This is a genomic window from Picosynechococcus sp. NKBG042902 (genome assembly GCF_963864045.1).
Taxonomy (GTDB): domain Bacteria; phylum Cyanobacteriota; class Cyanobacteriia; order Cyanobacteriales; family MRBY01; genus MRBY01.
The window spans coordinates 19,246-45,606 of sequence record NZ_CAWLTV010000070.1; the positions used below are offsets into that span (position 1 = coordinate 19,246).

Below are 26,361 nucleotides of genomic sequence, written 5' to 3' on the forward strand. Positions count from 1 at the left end.
TGGCGATCGCCCCATGACCACTTCTGAACTTAGCCCCACCTCCGCGCAAAATTTACCCACTGTTGGTCCCTTTACCATGTTTCGCCTGGGACTTTTTAATCTGGGCTTGGGTCTGATGGCGGTGTTGACCCTGGCGGTACTCAACCGGGTGATGATTAGTGAGCTGGATATTCCGGCGACGGTGACGGCAGGGGCTTTGGCGGTACCACAATTTATGGCCCCCGCGCGGGTGTGGTTCGGGCAACTGTCCGACAGCAAAAAGATTTTTAAGCTCCACCGCAGTGGTTATGTCTGGATTGGGACGGTGTTGTTCGGTTCGGCGGTTTTTGTGGCGGTACAAATTGTCTGGCAGTTGGCCCTAGCGGTGCGGGAAAATGGCGGCTGGGCCTGGTCTGGGGAGATGTTGCTATGGGCGATCGCCCTGGGGGCAGTGCTCGGTTTTTATGGCCTTGCCCTGAGCTCTACGTCCACTCCTTTTACGGCGCTGTTGGTGGATATTTCCGATGAAAATAACCGCTCAAAAATTGTGGCGGTGGTCTGGTCAATGTTGCTGTTGGGGGTTGTGATTGGCGGGATCAGTGGCAGTATTTTCCTCGATCAGGTGCAACAGGCCGGGGTCATCCTGGGGGCCAATGCCGGGGCAATTATCACCCAAGGGGAAAAGCTCCTGAATACGCCCATCGAAAGTTTACAGGGGCCAATTAATTCTCTCTTTCTAGTCGTGCCGGCGATCGCCTTTGGTTTGGGGCTACTCGGTATCCTTGGGATCGAACGCAAATATTCTCGCTTTAGTCGACGGACTGCCCCCACAACGCGGGAAGACCAAATCACCTTTCGGGATTCTATTAAAGTCGTCCGTAGCAGTCCACAAACAGCCATTTTCTTTAGCTTTCTGGTAACTTTTACAATCAGCCTATTTATGCAAGAAGCGGTGCTGGAGCCCTATGGCGGTGAAGTGTTTGGGATGTCCATCGGCGAAAGTACCCTGCTCAATTCCTACTGGGGGATCGGTGTTCTCGTGGGCTATAGCGTGACCGGATTTTTGGTGGTGCCGCGCCTGGGGAAAAAAAATACTGCCCGTTTAGGTTGTTTGCTCACAGCGGCTTGTTTCTTTTTAATTATTTTGGCAGGGTTCACCCAACAGCCCCAGATCCTCAGATATGCCCTCGTCCTCTTTGGGATGGCCACGGGGATCGGCACCATTGGCGCGATTAGTTTAATGCTTGATCTCACCGCCGCCGAAACCGCTGGTACTTTCATTGGCACCTGGGCGCTGGCCCAAGCGATGTCCCGGGCGATCGCCACTTTAATGGGGGGAGTCGTGTTAGATATTGGGCGGGCAATTTTTCAAACCCCCCTCTTGGCCTACAGTTCTGTTTTTGTGCTCCAAGCCGTGGGGATGTTCAGTGCCATTTTTATTCTCAATAACGTGAATATCCGCGAATTCAAAGAAAATACCAGGCAGGCGATCGCCACGATCCTCGAAGGAGAACTAGATGGCTAGACAAAGTGTCTATCTCTCGCTACCGTTAGGAAAACCATCTGAACAGTCATCGTTCCAGAACTAACCATGCGAATTCTAGTGACCGGCGGCGCAGGGTTCATCGGCTCCCATCTCATTGATCGCCTGATGACCGAAGGCCATGAAGTCATTTGCCTCGATAACTTTTACACAGGCCGCAAGCATAACCTGTTGCAGTGGATTGGCAACCCCTACTTTGAAATGGTGCGCCACGACATCACCGAACCGATCCGCCTCGAAGTGGATCAGGTTTACCACCTCGCTTGTCCTGCCTCACCGATCCATTACCAGTTCAACGCCATTAAAACCGTTAAAACCAACGTCATGGGCACCCTAAATATGTTGGGGTTAGCCAAACGGGTCAAAGCGAGAATTCTGTTGGCGTCCACCTCAGAAGTTTATGGCGATCCAGAAGTTCATCCCCAGCCCGAGACTTACCATGGCAATGTGAATCCAATTGGGGTTCGCTCCTGTTACGACGAGGGGAAGCGGATGGCGGAAACCCTGGCTTTTGATTACCACCGCTCTAATAATGTTGATATCCGTGTCGCCCGAATTTTTAATACCTATGGCCCCAATATGTTGCCGAATGATGGGCGGGTAGTGAGTAACTTTATCGTCCAAGCCTTGCAAGACAAACCACTGACGGTCTATGGGGATGGTTCCCAAACCCGGAGTTTTTGCTACGTAAGTGATTTGGTCGAAGGTTTGATTCGTTTGATGAACCGAGACTTTATCGGCCCTGTCAATTTAGGGAATCCCGATGAGTACACGATTTTGGAGTTGGCCCAAACGATTCAGAATATGGTCAATCCTGATGTTGAGGTGGTCTTTGAGCCGCTGCCCCAGGATGATCCGCGTCAACGGCAACCGGACATTACCCGTGCTAAAACCTACTTGGATTGGCAGCCGACGGTGCCCCTCAAGGTGGGCTTAGAAAAAACGATCGCCTATTTCCGCGATCGCCTCGCAGAATAATTTACGGACAACAACACTAGAAATTGCGATGAAAGTTTGTGTAATTGGAACGGGTTACGTGGGCTTGGTCACAGGGGTTTGCCTGGCGCATATGGGCCATGATGTCATCTGTATTGATAATAATGAGCAGAAAATCAAGCTCATGCAGGCGGGGCGATCGCCGATTTATGAACCCGGTCTAGCGGAACTAATGCAGCAAGAAATGGCCACCGGACGCTTGCAGTTTAGTACAGACCTCAGTTTTGGTGTCAATCATGGGGAAATTCTGTTTATCGCTGTGGGTACCCCAGCCTTGCCAACGGGGGAAAGCGACACCCGCTATGTGGAGGCCGTGGCGAAGGGTATTGGTGAACATTTACCCGCCGATAGTTACAAAGTAATTGTTAACAAATCAACGGTTCCGATTGGGTCGGGGGACTGGGTGCGGATGATTGTCCTCGATGGAGTCAAACAGAAACAAAACGGCCATACGGTGCAGTTTGATGTGGTTAGTAACCCCGAATTTCTGCGGGAAGGGTCAGCAATTTTCGATACTTTTAACCCCGATCGCATTGTTCTAGGTAGTAGCAACTCCAAGGCGATCGCCTTGATGAAACAGCTTTATGATCCCCTCATCCAAGGGCAATTTAGCGCGCCAGAACATCCCAAACCGATTCCGGTGGTGGAAACTGACCTAAATTCCGCCGAAATGATTAAATATGCCGCCAATGCTTTCCTTGCAACGAAAATTAGCTTTATTAATGAAGTGGCGAATGTGTGCGATCGCGTGGGGGCAGACATTCTCCAGGTGGCGAAGGGCATCGGCCTCGATAGTCGCATTGGCAATAAATTTCTCCAGGCAGGCTTGGGTTGGGGCGGTTCCTGTTTCCCGAAAGATGTGGCCGCTTTAGTACACACTGCCGAAGATTATGGCTACCAAGCGCAACTCCTCGAAGCGGCAGTGACGGTGAATAATCGGCAAAAATTAATCGTCGTCGAAAAGCTTCAACAGGAATTGAAAATTCTTAAGGGGAAAACCATTGGTTTGTTGGGGTTAACCTTCAAGCCAGACACCGATGATATGCGCGACGCTCCATCCCTGAAGCTGATTGCAGAACTTAATCGTCTAGGAGCACGGGTAAAAGCCTACGATCCGATTGTGTCCCAAAATGGCATTAGTCACGGTCTTTCGGGCGTATTGATTGAAAATAGCCCAGAAATGTTAGCAGATACCTGTGATGCTCTGGTTTTAGTCACAGACTGGCAAGAATTTTTGCACCTCGACTATGGACAGTTAGGCGATCGCCTCCAAAATCGGTTGATTATCGATGGCCGGAATTTCCTCGACCGAGACGCCCTCGAAGCCCTGGGGTTCCGCTATGTGGGCATTGGCCATTAAGTGTTGTAAGCTTCAAGTTGAGGTTTGTGACATCAGTTCTGTGGCGGTTTCGCGCATAGCCAGGGCAATATCCTGTAAATCCTCGCGGTTCGTGAGGTAAGTATCTAGGGCATTCATCGGATCGAGGGATTGACCAATGCCCAGTTCCGGTAGACGGGGCCGGGACAGTTGGCTCACCAATTCCGCTTGAATGGAAGCTTGGTGGGCGGCTTTGAGGGCTTTTCTGAGGGCACGTTGGTCGATGAGTTCTGTTTGTTCGGGACGAATTTTGTAGATGAGACGGACAACGGTATCGGTGATCGAAACCTGTGCAATTTCGTCGAGAATCGCGGTTTCTGGCTCGTCTACGTCGCTTACATCAATTTTGATCGTGCGGAATGCCCGGGCCGGGAGGGGCACAAATTCCCAATCCGCTTGACCTTTGCGGAGGTTGATTAAAACATAGCCCTTTGCTTCTTTTTCTTCGCTAAAATCAACCCGTTCAATACTGCCAGGATAGATGATGGGGGGATCATTGCTGGGGTTGAGGTTTTGGTGGCGGTGCACATGGCCGAGGGCTACATAATCAAGTTCGGAACGGTTCAAGAAGGCCACTGGAATATTAAAGCCTTTGCCTACAGCGAGGAAGCGCTCGGCCCCCAGGTTGGCGCGGTCGGCCATGAGATGACCCACCAGGATCGCGGGGATTTCGGGATCGAGGCGACGAATTTCTGCTTCGAGGATCGGTTCGAGTTTCTGAAGGAGGATCTGGTGGATTTCGTTGAGGGTTTTGCCTTCGGTTTGTTGCCGGGTGAGGAGGGTGGCTTGGTTCAGCCAGGGCAGGGTAATGATTTGCAGGGGGCCTTTGGGCAGTTCGAGGGTGTGGGTGCGGAGGCGATCGCCCACGATAAAACCAGGCACCGCCAGGGTGCGATAGATATTTAAACTGGCGCCCCCATTGCCTTGGGAATATTGGTCATGGTTGCCGACGACAAGCACCGCCGGGATATTGTGGGCGACGAGGCGGCGAAATTGTCCCGCAAAGGCTTCGTGAATGTAAGGGGCGGGGGTGGCATCGGGGAAGGCATCCCCAGCAAAAATAACGAGGTCTACGGGGTCGGCGATCGCCCGGTCGATACAGAGACCTAGGGTCTGCTCAAAATCTTCGAGGCGGGAATTGAGTCCGGTTTCTGGGTTCACCCGGCCATGGGAAAAACCGCTGCCCATATGGATATCGGCGAAGTGAAGAATTCTGAACATGGTGGCGGTAGTTTGGATGGCCTAATTTTTCATTTCTTACAATGGAAGGCGATCGCCCCTCCCATCACCCCCAATCATAATATGAAGCGTCACCGTGAGTCCGCCACCACTGTCTGTGAACGTCCCTCCCTCAAACGCCCCCGGCAACTGCAATGCCAGGCGATCGCCAATGATGATGTGGGTTATTTGCAAGCTTTTTTGCGGGCCGCCGGATTTTTACCCCGTTCAGCGGTGATTGACGGCATTTTTTGGGCGCACCACGGAAGCGGCGGTGCGGTCATTTCAACGGGCGAATAAATTGCCGAAAACAGGCACCGTTGATCCCCGCACCTGGCAAACCATTGAACGTTACCAACAATTATTTTTAGCTTCTCCCGCGACGGCTGAACCTCCCTCCGAACAGGCCCCAGAAGCCACTTCCCTTTTACAACAAGATCGGCCCGAAAAGCTTCTGTTGCGCCGGGGGGCTGGCTTTGAAATTTCGCCCCAACAGCAGGCCGTATATTACCTGCAAAAATTGCTGCAACGGGGTTTATTTATCCCAGAAACGGCTAAGCTGGACGGAAAGTTTGGTCGGCAAACGGAAAATGGGGTGAAGTTTTTTCAGGTGCGCCAAAAACTGGTGGCCGACGGCATTGTGGGGCTGTCCACCTGGGAAGCTTTGGAGAAATTCGTTTGGGATCAAGAGGCGATCGCCAAAAAATATGCTGATTTGCAACATTTTGCCACTGGGGACTTCCAAGCCAGTGACCGCAAATATCCCATCCTTCACTTGGGCGATGGTTTAGCGACGCCTCAACTCCACGCCTCGGTGCGCTATTTACAACGCTTGTTGCAGCGGCTGCTGTCCCTGGAGCATTTCCCCATTGATGGTCACTTTGGCCCCCAAACCGAACAGGCGGTTAAACGCTTTCAGATGATTGCAGAATTAACCATTGATGGCGTCGTTGGTGCTCAAACTTGGATGACGCTTTTGAATCAATGGGTGGAAGTTTATCTGCCCCTACGCCCCCTCAAAAGCTATGGCGATCGCCTGATTGCCTCCTTAGAAAATCATCCCCATCAGGATGCCGCCCGCAAAACGATCCCGATGCTTTTAGAAACCTGCCAACGTTGCGGGATCATTGAACCGACTCAAGTGGCTTATATTCTCGCTACGGCGGGCCATGCAGGGAATTTTGGTACCAGTCTTGTGGAGCCGACCCCAGACTCAACCCTCGAAAGTCGCCGCGATTTGGGGAATATCCAACCGGGCGATGGACTGCGCTACCAGGGCCGGGGCTTCGTAAAAATTGCGGGTCGGTTAAACTATACCCGGTGGGGCGATCGCACCGGGGTTAACCTTGTCGATCACCCAGACTTTGCTGCTGAACCTCACCTCGCGGCGAGCATCCTCGTGCTGGGGCTACGCGACGGTTCGTTTACGGGCCAAAAATTAGACGATTACCTCAATGGCGATCGCCAAGATTTTTACCATGCCCGGCGCATTGTCGCGGATCTCGATCCCGCCGCCGCAATAATTGCCCAATCTGCCATTGATTTCTTCAAGGTACTCCATTGAAACAGTTACTCAATCTTCTGATCCCCGAACCCAAAAAAGCCCAAGTGGGCCTCCCCCGTCGCCGTAAAAAAAGCAAAGTCAAAATCAAAACCGCCGCTGAAATTGCGATTATGCGGCAATCGGCGCGGATTGTCGCCACCGTCCTTAAGGAAGTGAGTGAGATCATCAAGCCGGGGATGACGACCCTCGAAGTGGATACCTATGCCGAACAGCGGATTCGCGAAATGGGCGCGACACCGAGCTTTAAAGGGTACTACGGTTTTCCCGGTTCGATCTGTATCTCGATCAACGATGAAGTTGTCCATGGCATTCCCCGGGCCGATAAACGCATCCACCAAGGGGATATCGTCAAAGTCGATACGGGGGCCTTCTTCAATGGCTACCATGGCGATTCTTGTATTACCGTCGGCGTTGGCAAAAAGATTAAACCAGAGGCCAAACGGCTAATGCAGGCAGCCGAAGAAGCGCTCTACAAAGGCATTGAGCAGGTAAAAGCAGGCAATACGCTCCTGGATATTGCCGGGGCCGTCGAAGACCATGTCCACAGCTACGGTTACCAGGTGGTGGAAGATTTTACAGGCCATGGGGTCGGCCAAGCGCTCCACGAGGAGCCATCGGTGTTTAACTTCCGTACCCGTGACCTGCCCAATGTCATCCTAGAAGCGGGCATGGTGCTGGCGATCGAACCGATTGTCAATGCCAAAACCAAGGAAACCATTACCCTCAAAGATAAATGGACGGTGATTACCCCCGATAAGTCCCTGTCGGCCCAGTTTGAACATACGGTGCTGGTGACGGAAACAGGCTACGAAATCCTCACGGATCGCGATCTGGTGTAATTACCCAAAAAGCGAAAAAACTCAATACAATGGGCGGCAATGTGTGTGGAATGTTGGTATGTTTTTTCCCTTCTTTGTTGCCCAAGCGCCGCCCCCAGTCGAAATTGTCCGTCCCCAGGAAGTACGAGTTTTACCAGGGCAGTTAGACCAAATCCCTGTGTTTAATAGCAACAGCCCAGAAAAGGTGTTGGGGGAAGGAATTCTGCTGTCCACATTTCCCGCCACTGGCAAAACCCATCCAGATGCCCACCTAGATTTTCCTTTTTCAGGCCGCTTTGATCTGTTTGCCCACCACGTCGCCCAGGGTTCCCCGGAGGATCTACGCAGTCTGCACATTGGGGCGATCGCTTACAATCCGAGCGATCAACCCGTTACCCTTTATTTTCTCAATGGAGCCAGTTATTTAAGTCAACCGGATGCCCCTTTTATTGCCCTCGATGCCCAAGTGCCGAATCCGAGGGGGAATGTTTACGCCGGGCCGGGCAGTCGGGTAATGGATAATCTGCTGCGCCGTCGTCTCCAGGAACAGTTCCCGAAGCAGTTGACCATCGCCCCCCAGAGCTACCAGATGATTTTTGATCTACCGATTCCGGTGCGGGAGTTGGAACCGCCCCTCAATGGCCGTTCGACCTACCTGGAGCTAACCAGCACTGGCCCCGTTTATGTGGCGAGTTTAGCCCTCTTTGAAAAACCTGATGGTCAAGGTGATTTCCGGCCTCCCACCCTGGCAGAATGGCAAGCGCTCTTAGAAATGGGGGAACTCTCTAGCCCCCGCGATCGCCCTCCCTCCGTTCCCGGTGCTCCAGGGGGACTAATCTATGGTCGGGTGGCTGGCGTTTCTGAAGGCAGCACTTGGAAAACCCAAATTTATGACAGTCCCACCTGGGATCTCACGATTCCTGCCCCAGGGGAAGCTTTTTCCTACGGCATTAGCACCCTCGTCGGCGGCACCCATGGCTCGGCCCAGATCCAAACGGCAGAAATGTTGCGTCGCTATCCTGATACCGCCTATGCTGCCCACGGCAACTATGGGGTGCTCTACGATTTGACCCTGCCCCTCCACAATCCCACCGAGGCAACCCAAACCGTGGCGATCGCCCTTGAAACTCCTATCAAACAAGATGTCACCGACGAGGCTTTGCGCTTTTTTGATCCCCTGCCGACGGCGACCTTTTTCCGGGGGCCAGTGCGGGTCAACTACAAAGACGATACGGGCCGTTTGCGTACCGATTATTTCCACCTCGTACAAAAGCGTGGCCAAGCCGGGGAACCCCTCGTCACCTTGGAAATGCCCCCAGGCGATCGCCGTTTAGTGAATATCCAACTGCGCTATCCTCCTGATGCGACGCCACCTCAAGTTTTAACCGTTAAAACCCAATAAAAAAGAACCATCGTCTTGATGATTCTCTTTGTTGAGCACTCAAATTGTGGTGTTATTCAGGTGAGCACTTCTTCGCGGACTAACTTATTCCAGCCCAAATCCTTGAGGTTTGTATTACGGCGTAGGGGGCGCGTGACCAGTTCGAGAATATCCCGCGCATTGGTAAAGCCGTGAATCTGGGCAAAGGTAAATTCCACTGACCACTTCGTATTGATTCCCCGCGCTTCCAAAGGATTCGCATGGGCCATGCCTGTAATCACCAAGTCCGGTTGCAGGGCGTTAATCCGTTGAATTTGGTTGTAATTGTCGGGTTTTTCGACAATTTTGGGGATCGGCGTTCCCATTTCTTGGCAGGTGCGGGCGAGGAAATCCAGTTCTGCTTTTTGGTAACGCTTGTCCATGTAGGGAATGCCAATTTCAGCGACGGTCATACCACAGCGAATTAGGAACCGGGCAAGGGAAATTTCGAGTAAGTTGTCCCCCATAAAAAAGACCGATTTGCCGCGAATGAGTTGTAGATAGTCTTCTAAACTCTCCCAGATTTGTGCTTCCCGTTCTGCCAAGCCCTGGGGTTCGATGTCCAGCACGGAGCAGATTTTTTCAACCCAGGCTCTGGTGCCGTCGGGGCCAATGGGGAAAGGAGCACCAACGAGCTTACATTTACGGCGACGCATCAGGGTAGTGGCAGTGCGGCTGAGAAATGGATTCACTCCCGCCACGTAATAGCCTTCTTGCACAACGGGTAATTCTGTATAGAGCTTGGTGGGGAGCCAACCAGAGACTTTAACGCCCTGTTTCTTCAGTTCGTGTTCTAGGTTTGCCGCCACGGGATCGGGTAAAGAGCCAAACAAAATTAAGGGATGATGCTCTTTTTGTTCTGTGGCCACAGGGGGCGCGTCTTCTTTTTTTTGAGGCCCAAATTCAAAAGTTTTTGGAAGCGAGTGGCGGCAGCAGCATCTTCTTCTTTTTCTTTTGCTGGGGCCGGGGGTTCGCTGGGACAACGGTTCGCCATTGCTGCGAGGACGGTATCTTCGCCTTGGGTGAAAGCATAATCTAGGCCATTGGCACGGGCGACTACGATGGGAATGCCGATTTCTTCTTCGAGGCGCGGCGAAAAGCCTTCGAGATCCATTTTGATAATCTCGGTGGTGCAGGTACCGATAAAGACAATCACGCTGGGATTGCGATCGCGCTTGATTTGTAGACAGAGCCGTTTGAGTTCGTCGTAATCGTTGAGTTGGGCAGAAATATCACCCTCTTCGAGTTCGGCCATGGCGTAGCGGGGTTCGGCGAAGATCATCACGCCCATGGCATTTTGTAAGAAATAGCCGCAGGTTTTGGTGCCGATGACTAGGAAAAAGCTATCTTCAATTTTCTGATAAAGCCAAGCGACGCAACTGATCGGACAAAAGGTGTGATAATTGCCTGTTTCGCAATCAAAGGTTAAGTTCGGGGTTTCTTGAGCAACGGTCATAAAAATTTTCCTAAATAGATTTGCAAACAGTTTTGGCAATGGTGAATTAGAAATGGGGTGACACGATTGTTGCTCAGGGGATGCCCTCCAAAGAAATGAAGGGCAAACGGTGAGAAATTATTCGGTGGGTAAAACGGTTGGGCTTGGGGGCGTAATCATTGGTTTTGCTGCCGCTCCTTTTTCCTCTAGGTTTCGGAGTTCCAAGAGTGGGTCAAAGTTTAGCCCTAAAACATCAACAATCGTGTCAAAATTCGCTTCAACTAAAGAAAACAGATAAAGACTTTCGGCGAGGCGGGGTTCCTTGGCGCTGATGGCACCGAGAATCACGGAACCTTGGGGGCGGCGGCCACCGTCGGGGGTCGCCACAGATTCGCCACGATCCATCAGGATATTTAGCCAGTCTTGGTTATTTTCAAAATAATCTAGCCATTTGGTTTTGATGCTGGGTTTAATTTGCTCGAAAAAGCTCACAATATTTACTCTCCTCGTAAATCCACTGCAAGGGTTGTTTGACATTGGCGATCGCCTTTTTTGATCATTAGTGCCGTTTAGGGCGATCGCCTCTATTTTGAAGCAAAATTTAACCCATGAGGACGATCCAGGTGAACGATTGTCGGATCAGCGATTTCGAGACCAAGCCCAGCATCCTCTGGCCTAGACCATCATTAGATCCAGCTCATCCTCCTGGGCCTTTTCGACGGGCGGATTGAGATAATAATCCGAGAGCAAACTAAACAATTCCCGATCCGAAGCTTCGCTGGGCACAACTCCCTCTGGAGCCGCTAAGACTTGATCGGCAATATTGAGATAAAAATCACAGACATAATCCAACATCGAGTCCCCTTCTGCCATCTCAAAGAGGGTCTTTCCCTTCACCCGCGACACCCGGATATCTTCGATGAGGGGCAACACTTCCAGCACGGGCATCGGCACATGGCTTACATATTTTTCGATCAAATCCCGCTTCGAGGTGCGGTTCCCAATCAAGCCAGCCAGCCGGAGGGGGTGCGTCCGCGCTTTTTCTCGCACAGAAGCCGCAATGCGATTCGCCGCAAACAATGCATCAAAGCCATTGTCCGTCACGATCAAACAGTAGTCTGCGTAATTGAGTGGTGCCGCAAAGCCCCCACAAACTACGTCTCCCAACACATCGAACAAAATCACATCGTATTCATCGAAGGCATTGAGTTCTTTCAGGAGTTTGACCGTTTCCCCGACCACATAACCGCCGCAGCCTGCCCCAGCCGGAGGCCCGCCTGCTTCCACGCAATCAACGCCGCCATAGCCTTTGTAAATAACATCCTCCGGCCAAATGTCTTCGTAGTGAAAATCTTTTTCCTGGAGAGTATCGATGATCGTCGGGATCAAAAAGCCCGTCAAAGTGAAGGTGCTGTCATGCTTAGGGTCACAGCCAATTTGGAGAACCTTTTTACCGCGTTTGGCGAGGGCGACGGAAATATTACAACTGGTGGTAGATTTGCCGATGCCACCTTTGCCGTAAACCGCGAGGGTCATTGTCATGGGATTGCGTGCTCCTAAAAAATTCCGTTAGCTGCATTATTGGCAATCCTTGGGGGAATGGAAAGGCGCGACTGTTTGGGATCTAGCATTCAAACAGACTTATAGAGACTTGGAAGCTTTTATAGACATTCAAAAGTTTAAAAGTCAGTAAAAATCTCTAAATATTTTACAAAGATAATATTTATGTCTTTAGTTTATATAAATAAAGACAATACACAAAAAATAGATTTACAAATAAACCTGAGTATAAATGCGGGTTCTATCCAAAAAGGCGATCGCCAAATCTGATGCCCCCACACAATCCCCGCAGTAGGTGAATCGCCTTCCATAGACGAAAGCCAGCTTCTGTCTTTTGTAAAATCTAAGATTCAAAACAATGTTTGTGGCAACGATCCTTCTGGACTACCCCAGGCATTTGCTAACGAAACGTAAATTTTTCGCTGTTTGATACAAAACGCAACCTTGCCAAATATTAGGCAATAAAAAAGACGACCACCTCACGGGGCAGAACGTCTATCTCACTGGACGGCGATCGCCTCACACAAACGTCGTAGAGTACTAAGTTGCCGTCATGTTGAAACGTGGAAAAGGCCAAAAAAAATTTAGGTGATGCGCTGTACCGATTTCAGGGCAAATCCCCGTTGTTTTAATTGGCTACTGAGGGCAATTTCATTTTCGACGCGATCGACGAACATCACCCCATCGAGATGGTCAATTTCATGCTGAATCACCCGGGACAACAGGCCAGAAGCTTTGATACGTTTGGGTTTACCTTGTTCATCTCGGTAACTTACTTCAATTTCATCGGGGCGAATGACATCTAAGTGAACCCCAGGAATGCTGAGACAGCCTTCCTCAAAGGGACAAAGCTGTTGTCCAAATTTTTTGATTTCAGGGTTGATTAAAACCAGTGGTTCATTGGCCGGATTTTCTGGATCGGTATCAATGACGATTAAACGCTTATTAACACCAACTTGGGGCGCAGCCAGACCGATTCCCTGGGAAGAATACATGGTTTGCAGCATTTCCTTCGCCAGGGTGCGGATTTCGTCATCCACTTTGGCGATGCGTTTTGCTTTTTGGCGTAGCACTTTGTCGCCGAGGTAATGGAGTTCTAAGGGAGGAGTATCTTGCTTTCCTTTTTCGACAGATATACCAACAGTCATAAATTTTCTAAAGTTTTAGGGTAACGACAATTTTTCTTGATATCATGTGCTTCCATTTTAACAAGGATTCCTATGGCTTCCTGTAATTGGCGGATTGCGGAGTTACCCGGCCTGAGCAAAGAACAACAGACCCAACTCGCCGCCCAAGGGATTCGCACCACCCATCAGCTTTTGTTAGCTACTCGCACACCCCAGGCAAAACAACAGTTAGCCCGTCGCCTCAAAATTCATCCCAATTACGTTTTGAAATGGGTGGCCCTGGCGGATCTGGCGAGAGTACCGAGTATTGGCACACAATATTGCGGCCTAGTATTGCACAGTGGCGTGGCATCGGTAAATCAGCTTGCCCAAACATCCTTTTCGCGACTCCACCAAAATATTATGAAGTTACAGGTGGCAAATCTCCAGCGCAAGGATTTGGCGCCGCCCCTGGGGTTGGTCAAGCAATGGGTGACAGAAGCACGACAGTTCCTTTAGACATTGGACTAGGGCTTTGCTTTGGGAGGAAAAACACTGCAACCCAGAATCATTAAGCCTTGTGTGTTCTTAATCGGGTTTTAAAATTGCACCTCTTAAGATCGAAGTGGTGAGATTGATTTGGGCATAAATGATGCAGCCACCCCAAACACAAAGTTTTGGCGATTGGGCACATAAGGCGATCGCCAAGCATTACAAAAAAATCCTCAGCCACGAAGCGGGGGTTTTAGCTGACCGTGATCCGGAAGAATTGCACCAAATGCGGGTGGGGATGCGGCGCTTGCGGAGTGTGTTGTTGGGGTTTGCCCCTGCCCTGGTTTTACCGGAAGCTCTGACCCCGAAACAGGTGGGCCGTTATGGTCGGGTTTTGGGGAAGTTGCGGGATGTGGATGTGATGACCCTGACTTTTCGGGAGCGATATCTGCCCCAACTGCCGACCGTTGAAGTCACAATTCTCGAAATTGCCCTCAAAAAATTAGCCAAGCGTCGTCAAAAACAACTGACTAAGGTGCGGAAATTTCTCAACTCGGCCCGTTATGGGGAATTCAAAGGGGCGACCCAGGCCTGGTTAGATCAACCCCAATATCAGGCGATCGCCTCGGTGGATATTCAACTGATCTTGCCGGATTTACTCTTGCCCCAACTCAGCGAACTGTTGCTCCATCCCGGTTGGTGGGTCGGTTACAGTCCGAAGAAGCTTTCCAAAAAACAATTAGAAACGCTTTTTGCAACCGACAGCCCAATTCTCCATGACCTCCGCAAGGCCGCCAAGCGATCGCGCTACACCATGGAAATTTTTGCGCCTTTTTATGGCGAAGATTATGCCGATCAGCTCCAGGCGATTAAGAAAGTCCAAACCCTCATCGGTTTGCTCCAGGATGATGCAGTGCTGCAAGCATTTCTAGAAAAAGCCCTCGGTAAAACGTTTGATCAGGAGTTACCTACCCTCTGTGAGATTTTCCACGATAATCGCCACCAGACTTGGCACCAGTGGACAAAACTCCAGCACCAATTTCTCGACGCCGAATACCGCTATCAACTACACCAAACCCTCTGCCAACCGCAGCCTAGGCCACCCGTCGCTCAAAAATCAACGTCGAACTAACCCATTCACCCCGGTCATTGTAATTGCGCATGATCCGTTGTCGTTCGTTGTCGCTGACGAGCCAACCTGCTTCCACAAAAAAAGCTTGCCGCTGGGCCAATTGGGGCGGCACATTCATCGAAGCCCCATCGGGTAATAGCACCAGATTGCGGGGCGTACTGCCTTCCGTGAAGCGGATTGTGTTGCCTTGGATCTGTCCTTTAGAGGCGATGGCTTGGTGTTCTAATTCGAGGGTCTGGTGGAGATAATCGCCTTCTTTGCTGAGGGTTAAGCGGCTCTGGTGCATCTTGGGGGGATCGAGATCGGGGGTGTAAACGTGGTATTCCGCTTCCCAGGTACCCAAAAGTTGTTCCACAGTCAGTGGTGGTCGTTCCTGGGCATTGCTTCCCTCGCGAAATTCTCGGATAAAGACCAATTTATTGAAGGTAAAGGCATCGCCATACATTTGCACCATCCGCATCCGGCGATCGCCTTTGATAAATCCATATTCGGCGATGAACGATGAGATGGACGAGAGACACATGGAACCTTTCGAGAAAGACCCCGTATCGAAAAACATCGTGTGCCGCCCCAATCCGGTAAACTCCTGGGACATATTGCTGGTGGGTTCGCTGTCATAGCCGCCATTTTCAAAGCGCCGCAGGGTAAACAGCACCTTATCCCGGTTCCCGTCGATGAGTGATAGGGTCAAAATAGAGGGGACTTCCGTGGTGATCTCGCCATCTAGATTGACCCCCGCAAAGGAACCGCGCCAGTTCCCCAGATTTTTTAGAAAATTTTCCCACTGACTGGCCATCGTTATGTTTCCCTGACTAAACTGCACGGTCTTCTATTGTGCCGGAGAAAGAAAAGGGAAAGCAACTCCATCATGGATCCATGCGGGAAGGTCAAGGTTAACAATGCTTCAGCATGGCTCTAATCCCTTCGCCTAATGTAAGACATTATCCCCTTGATTTAATTACTTTTAGTTGCACCTTAACTAAAAAATATTTGACTAAAAAACAACAATAAAATCACGAAAAATAGTCTTTACAAAATCTAAAATTAAACTTTGCTTAGTTTCTTTTTAACTCAATCAATTCTCTTTCCATTGTATCGTTGGGGTCGTGGTATTAATCAAATAAATATTAGGTAATGAACTTAAATAGTGGTGTGAAAAGCTTAGTGGCATCAATGGTGAAGCCCAAGCTACAAGCTAGTTTCAAGTTAGCTCTCTTATCGACTCTTGCCGGCCTTCCATTGGGCACGCTAATCTTTCCGCCCCAAGCGATCGCCCAAAACGCAACCATTCGAGGTGAAGTTGTTTTCACATTAACGGATCTCGCCGGTGCAGAAATGCTCGCTGTCACAAAAGATGGTCGCCACGCCCTTGTGGTCGGCGCAAAAACAGCGACCTTAGTGGCGATCGAAGATAATGCCTTAACCGTCGAAGGGACTTGGACCCTAACGGATGAATTTTTGCCCGCAGGTTCTGCGGACGCCGAACTCACTGGAGTTTCCATTAGCCCAGACGGGGCCTTCGCACTCATCGGGGTCAAAGACGCAGATGACGCAAATCTGGATACCTTTGACGAAATGCCAGGCAAGGTCGTGGCCCTCTCTCTCCCCGATCTAGAACCCCTTGGGCACGTAACTGTAGGTCGCGGCCCAGACTCCGTGGCGATCGCCCCGAACGGTCAGTTTGCTGCCGTCGCCAATGAAGATGAAGAAAACGAAGAAGATCTGACGAACCTAGAAAATGGCGCTGGAACCGTTTCGATCATTGATCTCCGACGTGGCCCCAATCGCATGACCCAGATCGAGGTGCCCATTCCCCCCGACAATATTCCCTTTTTCCCCCACGACCCACAGCCTGAGACGGTTCGCATCGCGGCTGATAGCTCTTTTATTGTCGCCACACTACAAGAAAATAATGCTGTCGCTCGCATTGAAATTCCCTCTCCTTTACCCAGACGTCTAACCCATGATATCTTTTCGGTGCAAAACTTTGATGTCGGCGTTCGTACGGGTTTCGGTTTAGTTCAAGATAAAGTTGAAGAAGGAAGCTGTCGTTCTGGCAGCTATGACCTATCCCTCAGACAAGAATTTACCTCTGCCCGTGAACCCGATGGCATTGCCATTACCCCAGATGGTCGCTACTTTGTCACTGCCGATGAAGATAATTTGACCAATGTCAATAACCAGTCCTACGAAGGAATTCCCTTAAGTCCCCATGGTACCCGCAGTATTAGTGTCTTTGACGCAACCACGGGTGAACTTTTGGGAGATAGCGGCAATTCCATCGAAGAAAGCATCATTGCCCTCGGCTTGCCCCAGCGCTGTAACAGCAAAGGCCCGGAACCTGAGGTTGTTTCTGTTGGTGTTGTAAATGGTCGTACCCTAGCATTCGTGGCGATCGAGCGTTCAGATGCGATCACAATCCATGACATTTCCAACCCTAGAAATGTTCAGCTACTCGATACTGTCGTTCTCAACCCTGATGTTGTTCGGGCCGATCAAGAGGCTGGGTTTGAGCCAGAAGGGATTGAATTTATTCCTGCAACGAATCAAGTGATTGTCTCCAACCCAGAAGGCAACGCCATGAGCTTGGTAAACATCAATGTGATGCCACGCTAGGCTTTTTCTTGCGTTGAGTTGACGTAAATAAATTCTAGAAACTTAAAACCCTGTGTTAGCTTCTAAGCTTTTAACACAGGGTTCATTTATGAAGATGAATTTCAAAGGCGTGTGAACTACCCCGCCGCAAGCAGCGGAGCTTCCTACCCAAAGAACAGCTTTTTATTCCGAGGAATAGCGAGTCTTAATATTCTGGCGATAGGCTGACTCCCCAGTTCCTGAGGGCAAAGCTCATGGTCACAAAAAATACTTTGTATGTGTCTAGCTTGGTTTTCGCTATCTGTTGCCATGTCAACACCATGATTATAGAGGATTACGCCCCAAGGGGCGGGGATTTCAACCCATTGCCTTTAAATAAAAGTCAAACGTTCATCTTTCACATCGACTGTAATGGCACTGCCTGCTTTAAATTCACCCTTGAGAATCCCTTTGGCGATCGCCGTTTCGACATATTTCTGGACGGCCCGCTTGAGGGGTCTCGCACCATAGACCGGGTTATAGCCCACCTCGGCAATGAAATCATAGGCTTCTGGGGTGAGTTGAATACTGATCTTTTGTTCGGCGAGACGTTCAGCGAGGCGATTCACCTGAAGTTGAACAATGGAGCGCAGTTGATCCTTTTGTAGACCATGGAAAATAATCAGTTCATCGATGCGGTTGAGAAATTCCGGCCGGAAGTTCGCATTCATCGCCTCCATTACCCGATTGCGCATTTCCTCGTAACGGGCATCATCCCCGGCAATATCGAGGATAAATTGGGAACCGATATTACTGGTCATGATGATCACCGTGTTTTTAAAGTCCACTGTCCGCCCCTGGGAATCGGTCAAACGGCCATCATCCAGGATTTGCAGCATCACATTAAACACATCGGCATGGGCCTTTTCAATTTCGTCAAAGAGAATCACCGAGTAGGGACGGCGGCGAATTGCTTCCGTTAACTGGCCCCCTTCTTCATAGCCCACATAGCCTGGAGGCGCTCCCATTAAACGGGAAACGGCGTGTTTCTCCATGTATTCGGACATATCGATCCGCACGAGGGCTTCTTCGGTATCAAAGAGAAATTGGGCAAGGGCTTTGGCAAGTTCCGTTTTCCCGACCCCCGTCGGCCCCAGGAAAATAAAACTGGCGGTGGGCCGGTTGGGATCGGCAAGTCCGGCACGCGATCGCTGGATCGCTTCGGCAACGGCGGTAACGGCTTCTTCTTGGCCGACAACCCGACGGTGGAGTTCTGCTTCGAGGTGGAGCAGCTTTTCTTTTTCCGATTCGATTAATTTACTAATCGGGATACCTGTCCATTTTGAAATGATTTCAGCGATATCCGACTCGATCACTTCTTCGCGCAGCAGAGATTCTCCAGTTACCTGTTGGGCCGCGAGATTGCTCTCGATATCTTTGATTTTCTGTTGCAGTTCCGTCAACTTCCCGTAGCGCAACTCTGCCGCCTTATTGAGGTCATAATTGCGTTCGGCCTGTTGAATTTCTAGGTTGGTTTTATCGATTTCCTCCTTGAGAAAGCGAATTTTGTCGATAAATTCTTTTTCCGATTGCCACTGGGCGTTGAGTTGGGACTGCTCTTCCTTAAAATTGGCCAGTTCTTTTTCCAGCTTGGCGAGCCGCTCGAGGGACACTTCATCTTTTTCCTTTTGGATGGAGAGTTTTTCCATTTCCAACTGGAGAATTTTCCGGTCAATTTCATCCAGTTCTTCTGGCTTGGAGGTGATCTCCATCTTCAGTTTGGCTGCGGCTTCGTCCACCAGATCAATCGCCTTGTCCGGTAAAAAGCGATCGCTAATGTAACGGTTGGAGAGCATCGCGGCAGCAACGAGGGCTGTATCAGCAATTTTGACCCCGTGGTGCACTTCGTAGCGTTCCTTCAGACCCCGCAGAATCGAGATGGTATCGACCACATTGGGTTCGTTGACCATCACCGACTGGAAGCGCCGTTCCAGGGCCGCATCTTTTTCGATGTATTTACGGTATTCATCGAGGGTCGTCGCGCCAATACAGCGCAGTTCACCCCGGGCGAGCATCGGTTTAAGCAGGTTCCCGGCATCCATTGCCCCCTGGGTCGCCCCAGCACCGACAACGGTGTGGATTTCGTCGATAAAGAGAATAATTTGCCCTTCGGAGTCGGTGACTTCCTTTAAAACAGCTTTGAGGCGTTCTTCAAATTCGCCGCGATATTTTGCCCCAGCAATGAGTGACCCCATATCCAAGGCGATCAAGGTGCGGTCTTTTAGGGATTCGGGGACATCACGGTTAACGATCCGCTGGGCTAATCCTTCGGCGATCGCCGTTTTCCCGACCCCTGGTTCCCCGATCAAAACCGGATTATTTTTCGTGCGGCGGGAGAGAATTTGAATCGTGCGGCGAATTTCATCATCGCGACCAATGACCGGGTCTAGTTTGCCGTTGCGGGCGAGACTCGTTAAATCACGGCCATATTTTTCTAAGGATTCGTATTTCCCTTCCGGGTTTTGGTCGGTCACCTTTTGATTACCTCGAATTTGCGTAATGATCGTCTTTAATTTATTTTCTGTGAGGTCAAATTCTTTGTAGAGATTTTTGCCAAAACGGTCATCTTTGGCATAGCTCAAGATTAAATGTTCAACGGAAATAAAGTCATCCCCAAAGGATTTTCGGTGTTGATCGGCGCGGTCTAAAAGGAGGTCTAAACTCCGCCCTAAATAAACCGATTCGCTCGGTTGGGATATTTTCGGTTGCTGGGCAATAAAGGTTGCGGTGCGGTCTCGCAATTTGGCGAGGGGAATCTCTGCTTTGGTAAAAATACTTTTCGCGAGGCCGTCTTGCTCTAGCAGTGCCTGTAGCAGATGTTCAGATTCGATCTGCTGCTGCTGATTTTGTTTGGCAAGATCCGGCGTTTGGGCGATCGCCTGCCAGGCTTTTTCGGTAAATTGATTCGGGTTAGTGGGTTGCATAGGACAGAACAATAAATATTAAGATAAAGTCCCATCGCTTCTCCGAAAAGAAACCCTAGAACTTACCCATTTATTGTATTTTTGTCTGGAGAATTTGACAGTAGGGGAATCCGTCTCGAAAAGTTCAGGTTCCCCATGGCCAAAAAGCATTTTTTAAAAATGGCTCACCGAATTATTTCCCGGCATCAACACCCAGGGTAAGACCTAAGCATTGAGGGCCGCCAGGAGTTTTTCGCCCATGCCTTTACAACCCAGGAGAGTCATGCCCTCGGACATAATGTCGCCGGTGCGGAAGCCTTGATCGAGGACCGTTTGTACCGCTTGTTCGATTTTGGCTGCTGCTTCTGGTTGGTCAAAAGAATAGCGCAACATCATCGCCGCACTGAGCACCATCGCCAGAGGATTCGCCTTATCCTGGCCAGCAATATCCGGCGCAGACCCATGGACTGGCTCGTAAACCCCAGGGCCATCCGCCCCCAAACTAGCCGAGGGCAACATCCCGATACTCCCCGTAAGCATGGCGGCCGCGTCGGAAAGAATGTCCCCAAATAAATTCCCTGTGACAATGGTGTCAAACTGCTTGGGAGCGCGGATAAGCTGCATGGCGGCATTATCCACGTAGAGATGGGACAGTTCCACATCGGGATAATTTTCGGCCATTAGATTCAGGCGATCGCGCCATAGTTGCGACACATCCAGAACATTCGCCTTATCCACAGAACAGAGACGTTTACCCCGTTTTTGGGCAATTTCAAAGGCGACTTTCGCAATGCGATCCACTTCCGATTCGTCATAGACCATGGTATTGAAGCCCCGTTTCTCGCCCGTTTCTAAAGTGACGCTGCCTTTGGGCTTCCCGAAATAAATACCGCCAGTAAGTTCCCGCACCACCATGATATCGACCCCTTCAACCACGTCCCGCTTCAGGGTAGAGGCATCAATGAGCTGGGGCAAAATCGTGGCCGGACGCAAATTTGCAAACAGACCCAGGCCCGCCCGCAAACCCAATAGACCCGTTTCTGGCCGTTGCGCCCGGGGCAGGTTATCCCACTTGTAGCCACCAATGGCCGCAAACAATACCGCATCGCTGGCTTTACAAGCATCTAGGGTCGCTTGGGGGAGGGGTTCCCCGGTGGCATCAATGGCCGCGCCCCCCATCAAAGCTTCGGTAAAAACAAACTCTAGATCAAATTGTTGGCCAATGGTTTTTAAAACGTCCACTGCCACGGCCAAAATCTCGGGGCCAATGCCATCGCCAGGGAGGAGGGTGATCCGGTATTGCTGGGTCATAGGAGGGTGTTGATCTAGATATTTTTGCAACTGTTTATGATAGCGGGTTTTGGGCGGCCCCAAGGGGCAAATGTTAAACTAGAGACGTTATTTGACCCGGTGTGTCGCCCTGTGAATCGCTCCAATTCTTCCGGTGTTCTCTACCTCTTTATTACTTGTCTCGTCTGCTTTTTATTGCTCTGGATTTTGCGGGGGTTTGGGGTGCCGCCCTTTACGCTACTGCCGGGGGGCATTATCAATATCATGTTGCTCCTGACGCTCCTTTCTGGGATCCTCTATGGGCTGGAGTGGACAAAGAATTACTAACAAACCATGGCAAGATTAATCGTCGTTGGGGGTGGTGCGGCGGGTTTTTTTGGGGCGATCGCCGCTGCCCGGACGAACCCAAAGTTAGAGGTGATTATCCTCGAAGCGGGTAAAACATTTCTCAGTAAAGTGAAAATCTCTGGGGGCGGCCGCTGTAATGTCACCCACCATTGCTTTGATCCCGTGGAATTAGTCAAGGCCTATCCGAGGGGCCAGCGGGAATTACGGGGTGCCTTCAGTCAGTTTCAACCCCAGGACATGATTGCTTGGCTCAAGGCCGAAGGGGTCAAGCTCAAAACCGAAACCGATGGACGAATGTTCCCGGTGACGGACGATTCCGAAACAATTATTCGCGCCTTTCTCGCAGCGGCAACCCAGGCAAAGGTTCAATGTCGCACCGGGGCTGTTGTGCAAAGCATTGTTAAAGATGAAACAGGACAATTTCAGGTGAATCTCAAGGGAGGCGATCGCCTTTTTGCCGACTACATCTTATACATCTTATTAGCAACGGGCAGTCACCCTTCTGGCCACCGTTTCGCTGCCGCCCTGGGCCACAAAATTATTCCACCGCAACCATCGTTATTTACGTTTCAGATTAATGATCCCCGACTTCAGGGGCTAGCTGGAGTGAGTGTGCCCAAGGCCATTGTGAGTATTAAGCTAGATGCCAAGAAAAAACTCGCGCAAACGGGGCCACTCCTGATCACCCATTGGGGCCTCAGTGGGCCAGCGGTTTTAAAACTCTCGGCTTGGGGGGCGCGCGCTTTAGCCGAACACCGTTACACAATGCCCCTCACGGTCAACTGGCTCCCGGACATCAATCCGGAAACCCTCCGTCAAGACATCCAAACTTTTAAAACCCAACATCCCAAAAAGAAAATTACAACCCTCGCCCCAGTGGATATTCCCAAGCGTCTATGGCAAAGTTTGACCCAAGCTGCGGGGATCAGCCTCGATCAAAATTGGGCGGATTTATCAAAGAAACAATTAAATGTTCTCTGCCAAGAATTAACCCAGGGCCAATACAACATCCAAGGGAAAGGCGTTTTCAAAGAAGAATTTGTCACCTGTGGCGGCGTTTCCCTCAAGGAAGTGAACTTCAAAACCCTCGAAAGTCGCCGTTGTCCTGGCCTCTTTTTCGCCGGGGAAGTGCTCGACATCGATGGAATTACGGGGGGCTTCAATTTCCAGAGTGCTTGGACGACCAGTTGGCTCGCGGGTCAGGCGATCGCCAAAAATATTCATTAAGATCACAACAACCTCATTCTTTTTTAAACCATGGTCCAAGCCGCGCCTCACCCCCAGCACATGACCTTTACCGACCTTGCCCAGGCCGCAATTCAGTTTATTCGGCAGCAGGGTTGTGAGTACGGCGAAATTCGTCTTTGTACCTACCGTAAGCAGCGACTCTGGGCCCAGGATCGTTCCCTCAAGCGCCTCAGTGATAATGTGAGCGCTGGTTTTGGGGTGCGGGTCCTGTGGCAGGGAGCCTGGGGATTTGCCGCGAGTTACCGGCGGACGACCGCAGAGATCGTGCGCGTTGTGCAGTTGGCCATCGATACTGCCAAAGGCAGTCGCCTCAGCCAACGAGAACCGATTCGTCTGGTGCCAGTGCCGGCCTACCGCGATCGCTACGAAACGCCAATTCAAATCGATCCCTTTGCTGTGTCCCTTACGGAAAAAACAGACTTACTGCTCGATTTAACGGATCGGTTCTTGGGCCATGATCCCCAGATTAAAAAAGCCTATGCTTATCTGAGCTTTACCCAAGAGGACAAAATTTTTGCGTCTACGGAAGGGTCGTTAATTGAACAACGACTCTATCGCAGTGGCGCTGGGATGGGCTGTACGGCTGTGGCCAATGGGGACGCCCAAGGTCGTAAATATGAGCGATCGCCTTTGAACCTCGGCTACGAACACATCGAACCGGAAACCCTCCGGAACAATGTCGCGCGCGTCGCCCAGGAAGCCATCGAAAAAGTCCATGCCCCCGCAGCACCCAGCGGTGAAACCACCTTGATCCTCAAACCCAGTCATCTCTGGCTGCCGATCCACGAATCCGTCGGCCATCCCACGGAATTAGACCGGGTCTATGGCTATGAGGCGAATTTTGCCGGGACAAGTTTTGCCACGACGAACCATCTAAACCAGTTGCAATACGCTGCCCCTTGGGTCAACTTCAAAGCCGACCGCACCCAACCCGGTGGCCGCAGCACCGCTGGCTATGATGACGAAGGAGTCAAGGCCCAGGAATGGTACGTGGTTAAAGATGGCATTTTGACGGATTATCTCACCGACCGGGAAACCGCCCACCGCCTTGGTCGTCCGGAAAGTAACGGCTGTGCCTTTGCCGACAGTTGGGCCAGTGTCCCCATGGTACGGATTCCGAATCTCGGCCTCGAACCTGGGGAAGCAGGGGGCGATCGCACGGCAACCCTCGCGGACATGATCGCCGATACCAAAGATGGTTACCTCATCGATGGGGATGATACTTTTTCCATTGACCAACAACGGCGGAATTTCCAGTTTGGCGGCAATGGCGTCTGGCGGATTAAAAATGGCCAGCTTCAAGGCATGGTCAAAAATCTCACCTACCAGAGCATGACCACAGAATTTTGGAATAAAGTCGAGGCGATCGCCCCGGCCTCAGAATTAGAACAGCGCGGCACCGATATGTGCGGCAAAGGCGAACCGATGCAAATTGCCCAAATGACCCACGCCTGCGTCCCCATCCGGGTGGGGAACATCACCATTGGTCGTTAAGCCGACGAAATTACGCCGGACGTCGTGGGTAAACGATCAAGGTCAGCCCACGCTTTGGCTTACTTTTGTCAAGGAATTTCGACATCTGCCTTTGATTTTAGGTATTTATGCGGGGAAACAACACCTGCTAAGATTTGTAAAATATGACTTGCAATTTTCCTGGCTTTTTAAAAACCAGCACTCCATAATCTATGGCTGAAAGGGTGCAAAAAATTCTCGCCCGTTGGGGCATTGCGTCACGGCGGGGAGCAGAAAAACTCATTCTCGCTGGACGGGTGACCCTCAATGGCAAACCCGTTCAATTGGGTGATCAAGCGGATCCAGAAGGCGATCGCCTCTGTGTTGACGGTAAACCCCTCAAGGCGACCGAACGCCCGCGACATTACTATTACCTGATCCACAAACCCAAGGGGGTGGTTTCCACCTGCGCTGATCCCAAGGGACGATCGACGGTTTTAGATTTGCTGCCCCCTCCGCTCCGACAGGGAAAGGGAATCCATCCCATCGGCCGCCTCGATGCCCAATCGACAGGGGCGTTGCTGCTGACCAATGACGGTAATTTCACCCTGGCCCTGACTCACCCCCGCTACCACATTCCCAAAACCTATCGCGTTTGGCTCAAGGGGAAAGTACCAGAACATGTCCTCGATCAGTGGCGTCAGGGGGTAATGTTGGGCGATCGCCGTACCTTGCCCACCCAAATTCACCTCAAAACCATTACCCAAGATAAAACCTGTATTGATATCATGCTTACCGAAGGGCGCAACCGCCAGATCCGTCGGGTCGCTGAACAGCTCGGTTTTCCTGTGGTAAAACTCCATCGTCTCGCCATTGGTAGCCTACACTTGGGCGATCTGCAACGGGGTCAAGCCCGTCCCCTAACGAAAGCGGAGATCAAACAGCTCCGATCCCAATATAATTCTAATTTCCCATTCCATTCATCCGCCCCAGTCCGGGAGTACCAAGCATGAAGGAGACAGCGATCCATTCCCCCATCCCCCAGCAAGAATACCTCGCCCAAATTGGTGTCCAGTTGCAGCAACAACGCCTCGCCAAAGACTGGTCCCTCGCCTTTGTGTCCCGTAAAACGAACATTCGTCGGGCACTCCTTGAAAATATTGAAGCGGGTCGCCTAGAGCAACTCCCAGAACCGGTTTATCTCCAAGGTCTCCTGCGTTGCTATGCGGAATGTCTTGGCCTCGATGGCACGGCGATCGCCCAGGAATTTCCCCAAGCCGAAACCCAGAACCGTTGGCATATTCCCCGCTGGAGCCAATTTATTTACCATTTCCAGTTGCGGCCGAGTCATCTGTACCTTGCCTATTTGTTGATCATTGTTGCCACGGTGCAATCCCTGGGCAACATCGTCCGTAACCAAAACCCCAGTCTGACGCCCCAACTTGATCCAGCCCTCCTAGAGAGCACAACCCCAGCCCGCCAGGAACGTAACACAGCCCAGACCACAGCACTATCCCCGTCAGTCACCGCCCCGATCGACTCCAATAATAATGGGGCAGATGTACCAGAATCCGTGGTGGTGGATATTCGCGCCCAGGAAATGGCCTGGATGCGCGTCGAAATCGATGGTCAAACGGCCTTTGAAGGCACCCTCGCCAAGGGCACCCAAAAACAATGGATCGCCGATGAAAGTGTGCGCGTCCGTTCTGGCAATGCAGGGGCCGTTTATATCACCATCAACAACCAGCAACCCCACCGTTTAGGGGAACCCGGTGCCGTCGAAGAATTTACTTACCAGGCTAAAGCAGACAACAACAAGCCCAAAACCCAAGCGTCTTCCTAGAA

The 26,361-nt window shown here is 51.0% G+C and carries 23 protein-coding genes and 1 pseudogene; 15 read left to right on the forward strand and 9 right to left on the reverse strand.

Annotation, left to right across the window (positions count from 1 at the left end):
- Nucleotides 1–13: 13 nt before the first annotated feature.
- The 3 genes from AACR41_RS08895 to AACR41_RS08905 all read left to right on the forward strand — a co-directional run bounded on the left by AACR41_RS08895 (nucleotide 14) and on the right by AACR41_RS08905 (nucleotide 3,878).
- A complete protein-coding gene (locus tag AACR41_RS08895) occupies nucleotides 14–1,504 on the forward strand; it encodes a BCD family MFS transporter (RefSeq protein ID WP_030006839.1) in 1,491 nt (496 codons plus the stop codon).
- Nucleotides 1,505–1,570: 66 nt separating this feature from the next.
- The gene (locus tag AACR41_RS08900; protein WP_030006840.1) at nucleotides 1,571–2,500 is read left to right on the forward strand and encodes a UDP-glucuronic acid decarboxylase family protein; all 930 of its coding nucleotides are present in this window, start codon (nucleotides 1,571–1,573) and stop codon (nucleotides 2,498–2,500) included.
- A 28-nt stretch (nucleotides 2,501–2,528) separates the two neighbouring features.
- Nucleotides 2,529–3,878 carry a UDP-glucose dehydrogenase family protein gene (locus AACR41_RS08905; RefSeq protein ID WP_030006841.1) on the forward strand — a complete coding sequence of 450 codons (1,350 nt, stop codon included), beginning with the start codon at nucleotides 2,529–2,531 and terminating at the stop codon, nucleotides 3,876–3,878.
- 12 nt (nucleotides 3,879–3,890) lie between these two features.
- Here the strand turns inward: AACR41_RS08905 and sbcD are convergent, their stop codons facing one another.
- Nucleotides 3,891–5,117, reverse strand: coding sequence for an exonuclease subunit SbcD (gene sbcD, locus AACR41_RS08910; protein WP_030006842.1), 1,227 nt, complete (start codon nucleotides 5,115–5,117; stop codon nucleotides 3,891–3,893).
- On the opposite strand from sbcD, the gene AACR41_RS08915 reads away from it, so the two are divergent.
- The 4 genes from AACR41_RS08915 to AACR41_RS08930 are packed head-to-tail and all read left to right on the forward strand — an operon-like array spanning nucleotide 5,085 to nucleotide 8,898.
- Nucleotides 5,085–5,414, forward strand: a complete 330-nt coding sequence (locus AACR41_RS08915) for a hypothetical protein (protein ID WP_045441838.1) — start codon at nucleotides 5,085–5,087, stop codon at nucleotides 5,412–5,414. The genes sbcD and AACR41_RS08915 overlap by 33 nt on opposite strands.
- On the forward strand, nucleotides 5,353–6,678 hold the full coding sequence (locus AACR41_RS08920) for a peptidoglycan-binding protein (protein WP_072007982.1): 1,326 nt from the start codon (nucleotides 5,353–5,355) through the stop codon (nucleotides 6,676–6,678). The genes AACR41_RS08915 and AACR41_RS08920 overlap by 62 nt, the downstream gene beginning before the upstream one ends.
- Nucleotides 6,675–7,517: a type I methionyl aminopeptidase gene (map, locus tag AACR41_RS08925; RefSeq protein ID WP_030006845.1), complete on the forward strand. Its 843-nt coding sequence runs from the start codon at nucleotides 6,675–6,677 to the stop codon at nucleotides 7,515–7,517. Before AACR41_RS08920 ends, map begins: the two co-directional genes overlap by 4 nt.
- Nucleotides 7,518–7,575: 58 nt before the next feature.
- Entirely contained in the window at nucleotides 7,576–8,898 is a 1,323-nt protein-coding gene (locus AACR41_RS08930; RefSeq protein WP_030006846.1) for a DUF3370 domain-containing protein, read from the forward strand.
- 56 nt (nucleotides 8,899–8,954) lie between these two features.
- Here the strand turns inward: AACR41_RS08930 and AACR41_RS08935 are convergent.
- From AACR41_RS08935 to def, 5 genes and pseudogenes are all read right to left on the reverse strand, one after another.
- Nucleotides 8,955–10,372 (reverse strand): annotated as a pseudogene (locus tag AACR41_RS08935) (ferredoxin:protochlorophyllide reductase (ATP-dependent) subunit N).
- Between the two features lie 117 nt (nucleotides 10,373–10,489).
- A complete protein-coding gene (locus AACR41_RS08940) occupies nucleotides 10,490–10,843 on the reverse strand; it encodes a DUF5331 domain-containing protein (RefSeq protein ID WP_012307942.1) in 354 nt (117 codons plus the stop codon).
- A 183-nt stretch (nucleotides 10,844–11,026) separates the two neighbouring features.
- On the reverse strand, nucleotides 11,027–11,893 hold the full coding sequence (gene bchL, locus AACR41_RS08945) for a ferredoxin:protochlorophyllide reductase (ATP-dependent) iron-sulfur ATP-binding protein (protein WP_397427743.1): 867 nt from the start codon (nucleotides 11,891–11,893) through the stop codon (nucleotides 11,027–11,029).
- A 472-nt stretch (nucleotides 11,894–12,365) separates the two neighbouring features.
- Nucleotides 12,366–12,488 carry a hypothetical protein gene (locus AACR41_RS08950; RefSeq protein ID WP_255447914.1) on the reverse strand — a complete coding sequence of 41 codons (123 nt, stop codon included), beginning with the start codon at nucleotides 12,486–12,488 and terminating at the stop codon, nucleotides 12,366–12,368.
- Between the two features lie 7 nt (nucleotides 12,489–12,495).
- Nucleotides 12,496–13,059 (reverse strand): peptide deformylase, encoded by a 564-nt coding sequence (def, locus tag AACR41_RS08955; RefSeq protein WP_030006848.1) that lies wholly within the window; start codon nucleotides 13,057–13,059, stop codon nucleotides 12,496–12,498.
- 72 nt (nucleotides 13,060–13,131) lie between these two features.
- Here def and AACR41_RS08960 point away from each other — a divergent pair, with 72 nt between their 5' ends.
- Nucleotides 13,132–13,536 (forward strand): DUF4332 domain-containing protein, encoded by a 405-nt coding sequence (locus AACR41_RS08960; RefSeq protein WP_030006849.1) that lies wholly within the window; start codon nucleotides 13,132–13,134, stop codon nucleotides 13,534–13,536.
- A gap of 130 nt (nucleotides 13,537–13,666) precedes the next feature.
- Nucleotides 13,667–14,641 carry a CHAD domain-containing protein gene (locus AACR41_RS08965; protein ID WP_030006850.1) on the forward strand — a complete coding sequence of 325 codons (975 nt, stop codon included), beginning with the start codon at nucleotides 13,667–13,669 and terminating at the stop codon, nucleotides 14,639–14,641.
- On the opposite strand, the gene AACR41_RS08970 is transcribed toward AACR41_RS08965, so the two are convergent.
- Nucleotides 14,604–15,437 (reverse strand): DUF3598 family protein, encoded by an 834-nt coding sequence (locus tag AACR41_RS08970; protein ID WP_030006851.1) that lies wholly within the window; start codon nucleotides 15,435–15,437, stop codon nucleotides 14,604–14,606. The two genes, AACR41_RS08965 and AACR41_RS08970, sit on opposite strands and share 38 nt — an antisense overlap.
- Before the next feature lie 443 nt (nucleotides 15,438–15,880).
- Between AACR41_RS08970 and AACR41_RS08975 the strand changes: the two genes are divergently transcribed.
- On the forward strand, nucleotides 15,881–17,257 hold the full coding sequence (locus AACR41_RS08975; RefSeq protein WP_152550989.1) for a choice-of-anchor I domain-containing protein: 1,377 nt from the start codon (nucleotides 15,881–15,883) through the stop codon (nucleotides 17,255–17,257).
- Between the two features lie 350 nt (nucleotides 17,258–17,607).
- Here AACR41_RS08975 and clpB read toward each other — a convergent pair whose 3' ends face one another.
- Entirely contained in the window at nucleotides 17,608–20,199 is a 2,592-nt protein-coding gene (gene clpB, locus AACR41_RS08980) for an ATP-dependent chaperone ClpB (protein ID WP_030006853.1), read from the reverse strand.
- Between the two features lie 204 nt (nucleotides 20,200–20,403).
- A complete protein-coding gene (gene leuB, locus AACR41_RS08985) occupies nucleotides 20,404–21,489 on the reverse strand; it encodes a 3-isopropylmalate dehydrogenase (RefSeq protein ID WP_030006854.1) in 1,086 nt (361 codons plus the stop codon).
- 36 nt (nucleotides 21,490–21,525) lie between these two features.
- On the opposite strand from leuB, the gene AACR41_RS08990 reads away from it, so the two are divergent.
- The 5 genes from AACR41_RS08990 to AACR41_RS09010 all read left to right on the forward strand — a co-directional run bounded on the left by AACR41_RS08990 (nucleotide 21,526) and on the right by AACR41_RS09010 (nucleotide 26,359).
- Nucleotides 21,526–21,795, forward strand: a complete 270-nt coding sequence (locus AACR41_RS08990; protein ID WP_198158652.1) for a hypothetical protein — start codon at nucleotides 21,526–21,528, stop codon at nucleotides 21,793–21,795.
- Between the two features lie 6 nt (nucleotides 21,796–21,801).
- A complete protein-coding gene (locus tag AACR41_RS08995; protein ID WP_030006856.1) occupies nucleotides 21,802–23,043 on the forward strand; it encodes an NAD(P)/FAD-dependent oxidoreductase in 1,242 nt (413 codons plus the stop codon).
- Nucleotides 23,044–23,073: 30 nt separating this feature from the next.
- The gene (locus tag AACR41_RS09000; protein ID WP_030006857.1) at nucleotides 23,074–24,558 is read left to right on the forward strand and encodes a TldD/PmbA family protein; all 1,485 of its coding nucleotides are present in this window, start codon (nucleotides 23,074–23,076) and stop codon (nucleotides 24,556–24,558) included.
- Nucleotides 24,559–24,749: 191 nt separating this feature from the next.
- Complete coding sequence (locus tag AACR41_RS09005) at nucleotides 24,750–25,529, forward strand: pseudouridine synthase (protein ID WP_030006859.1); 780 nt, start codon at nucleotides 24,750–24,752, stop codon at nucleotides 25,527–25,529.
- Nucleotides 25,526–26,359 (forward strand): helix-turn-helix domain-containing protein, encoded by an 834-nt coding sequence (locus AACR41_RS09010; protein WP_045441842.1) that lies wholly within the window; start codon nucleotides 25,526–25,528, stop codon nucleotides 26,357–26,359. The genes AACR41_RS09005 and AACR41_RS09010 overlap by 4 nt, the downstream gene beginning before the upstream one ends.
- The last annotated feature ends 2 nt before the right edge of the window (nucleotides 26,360–26,361 follow it).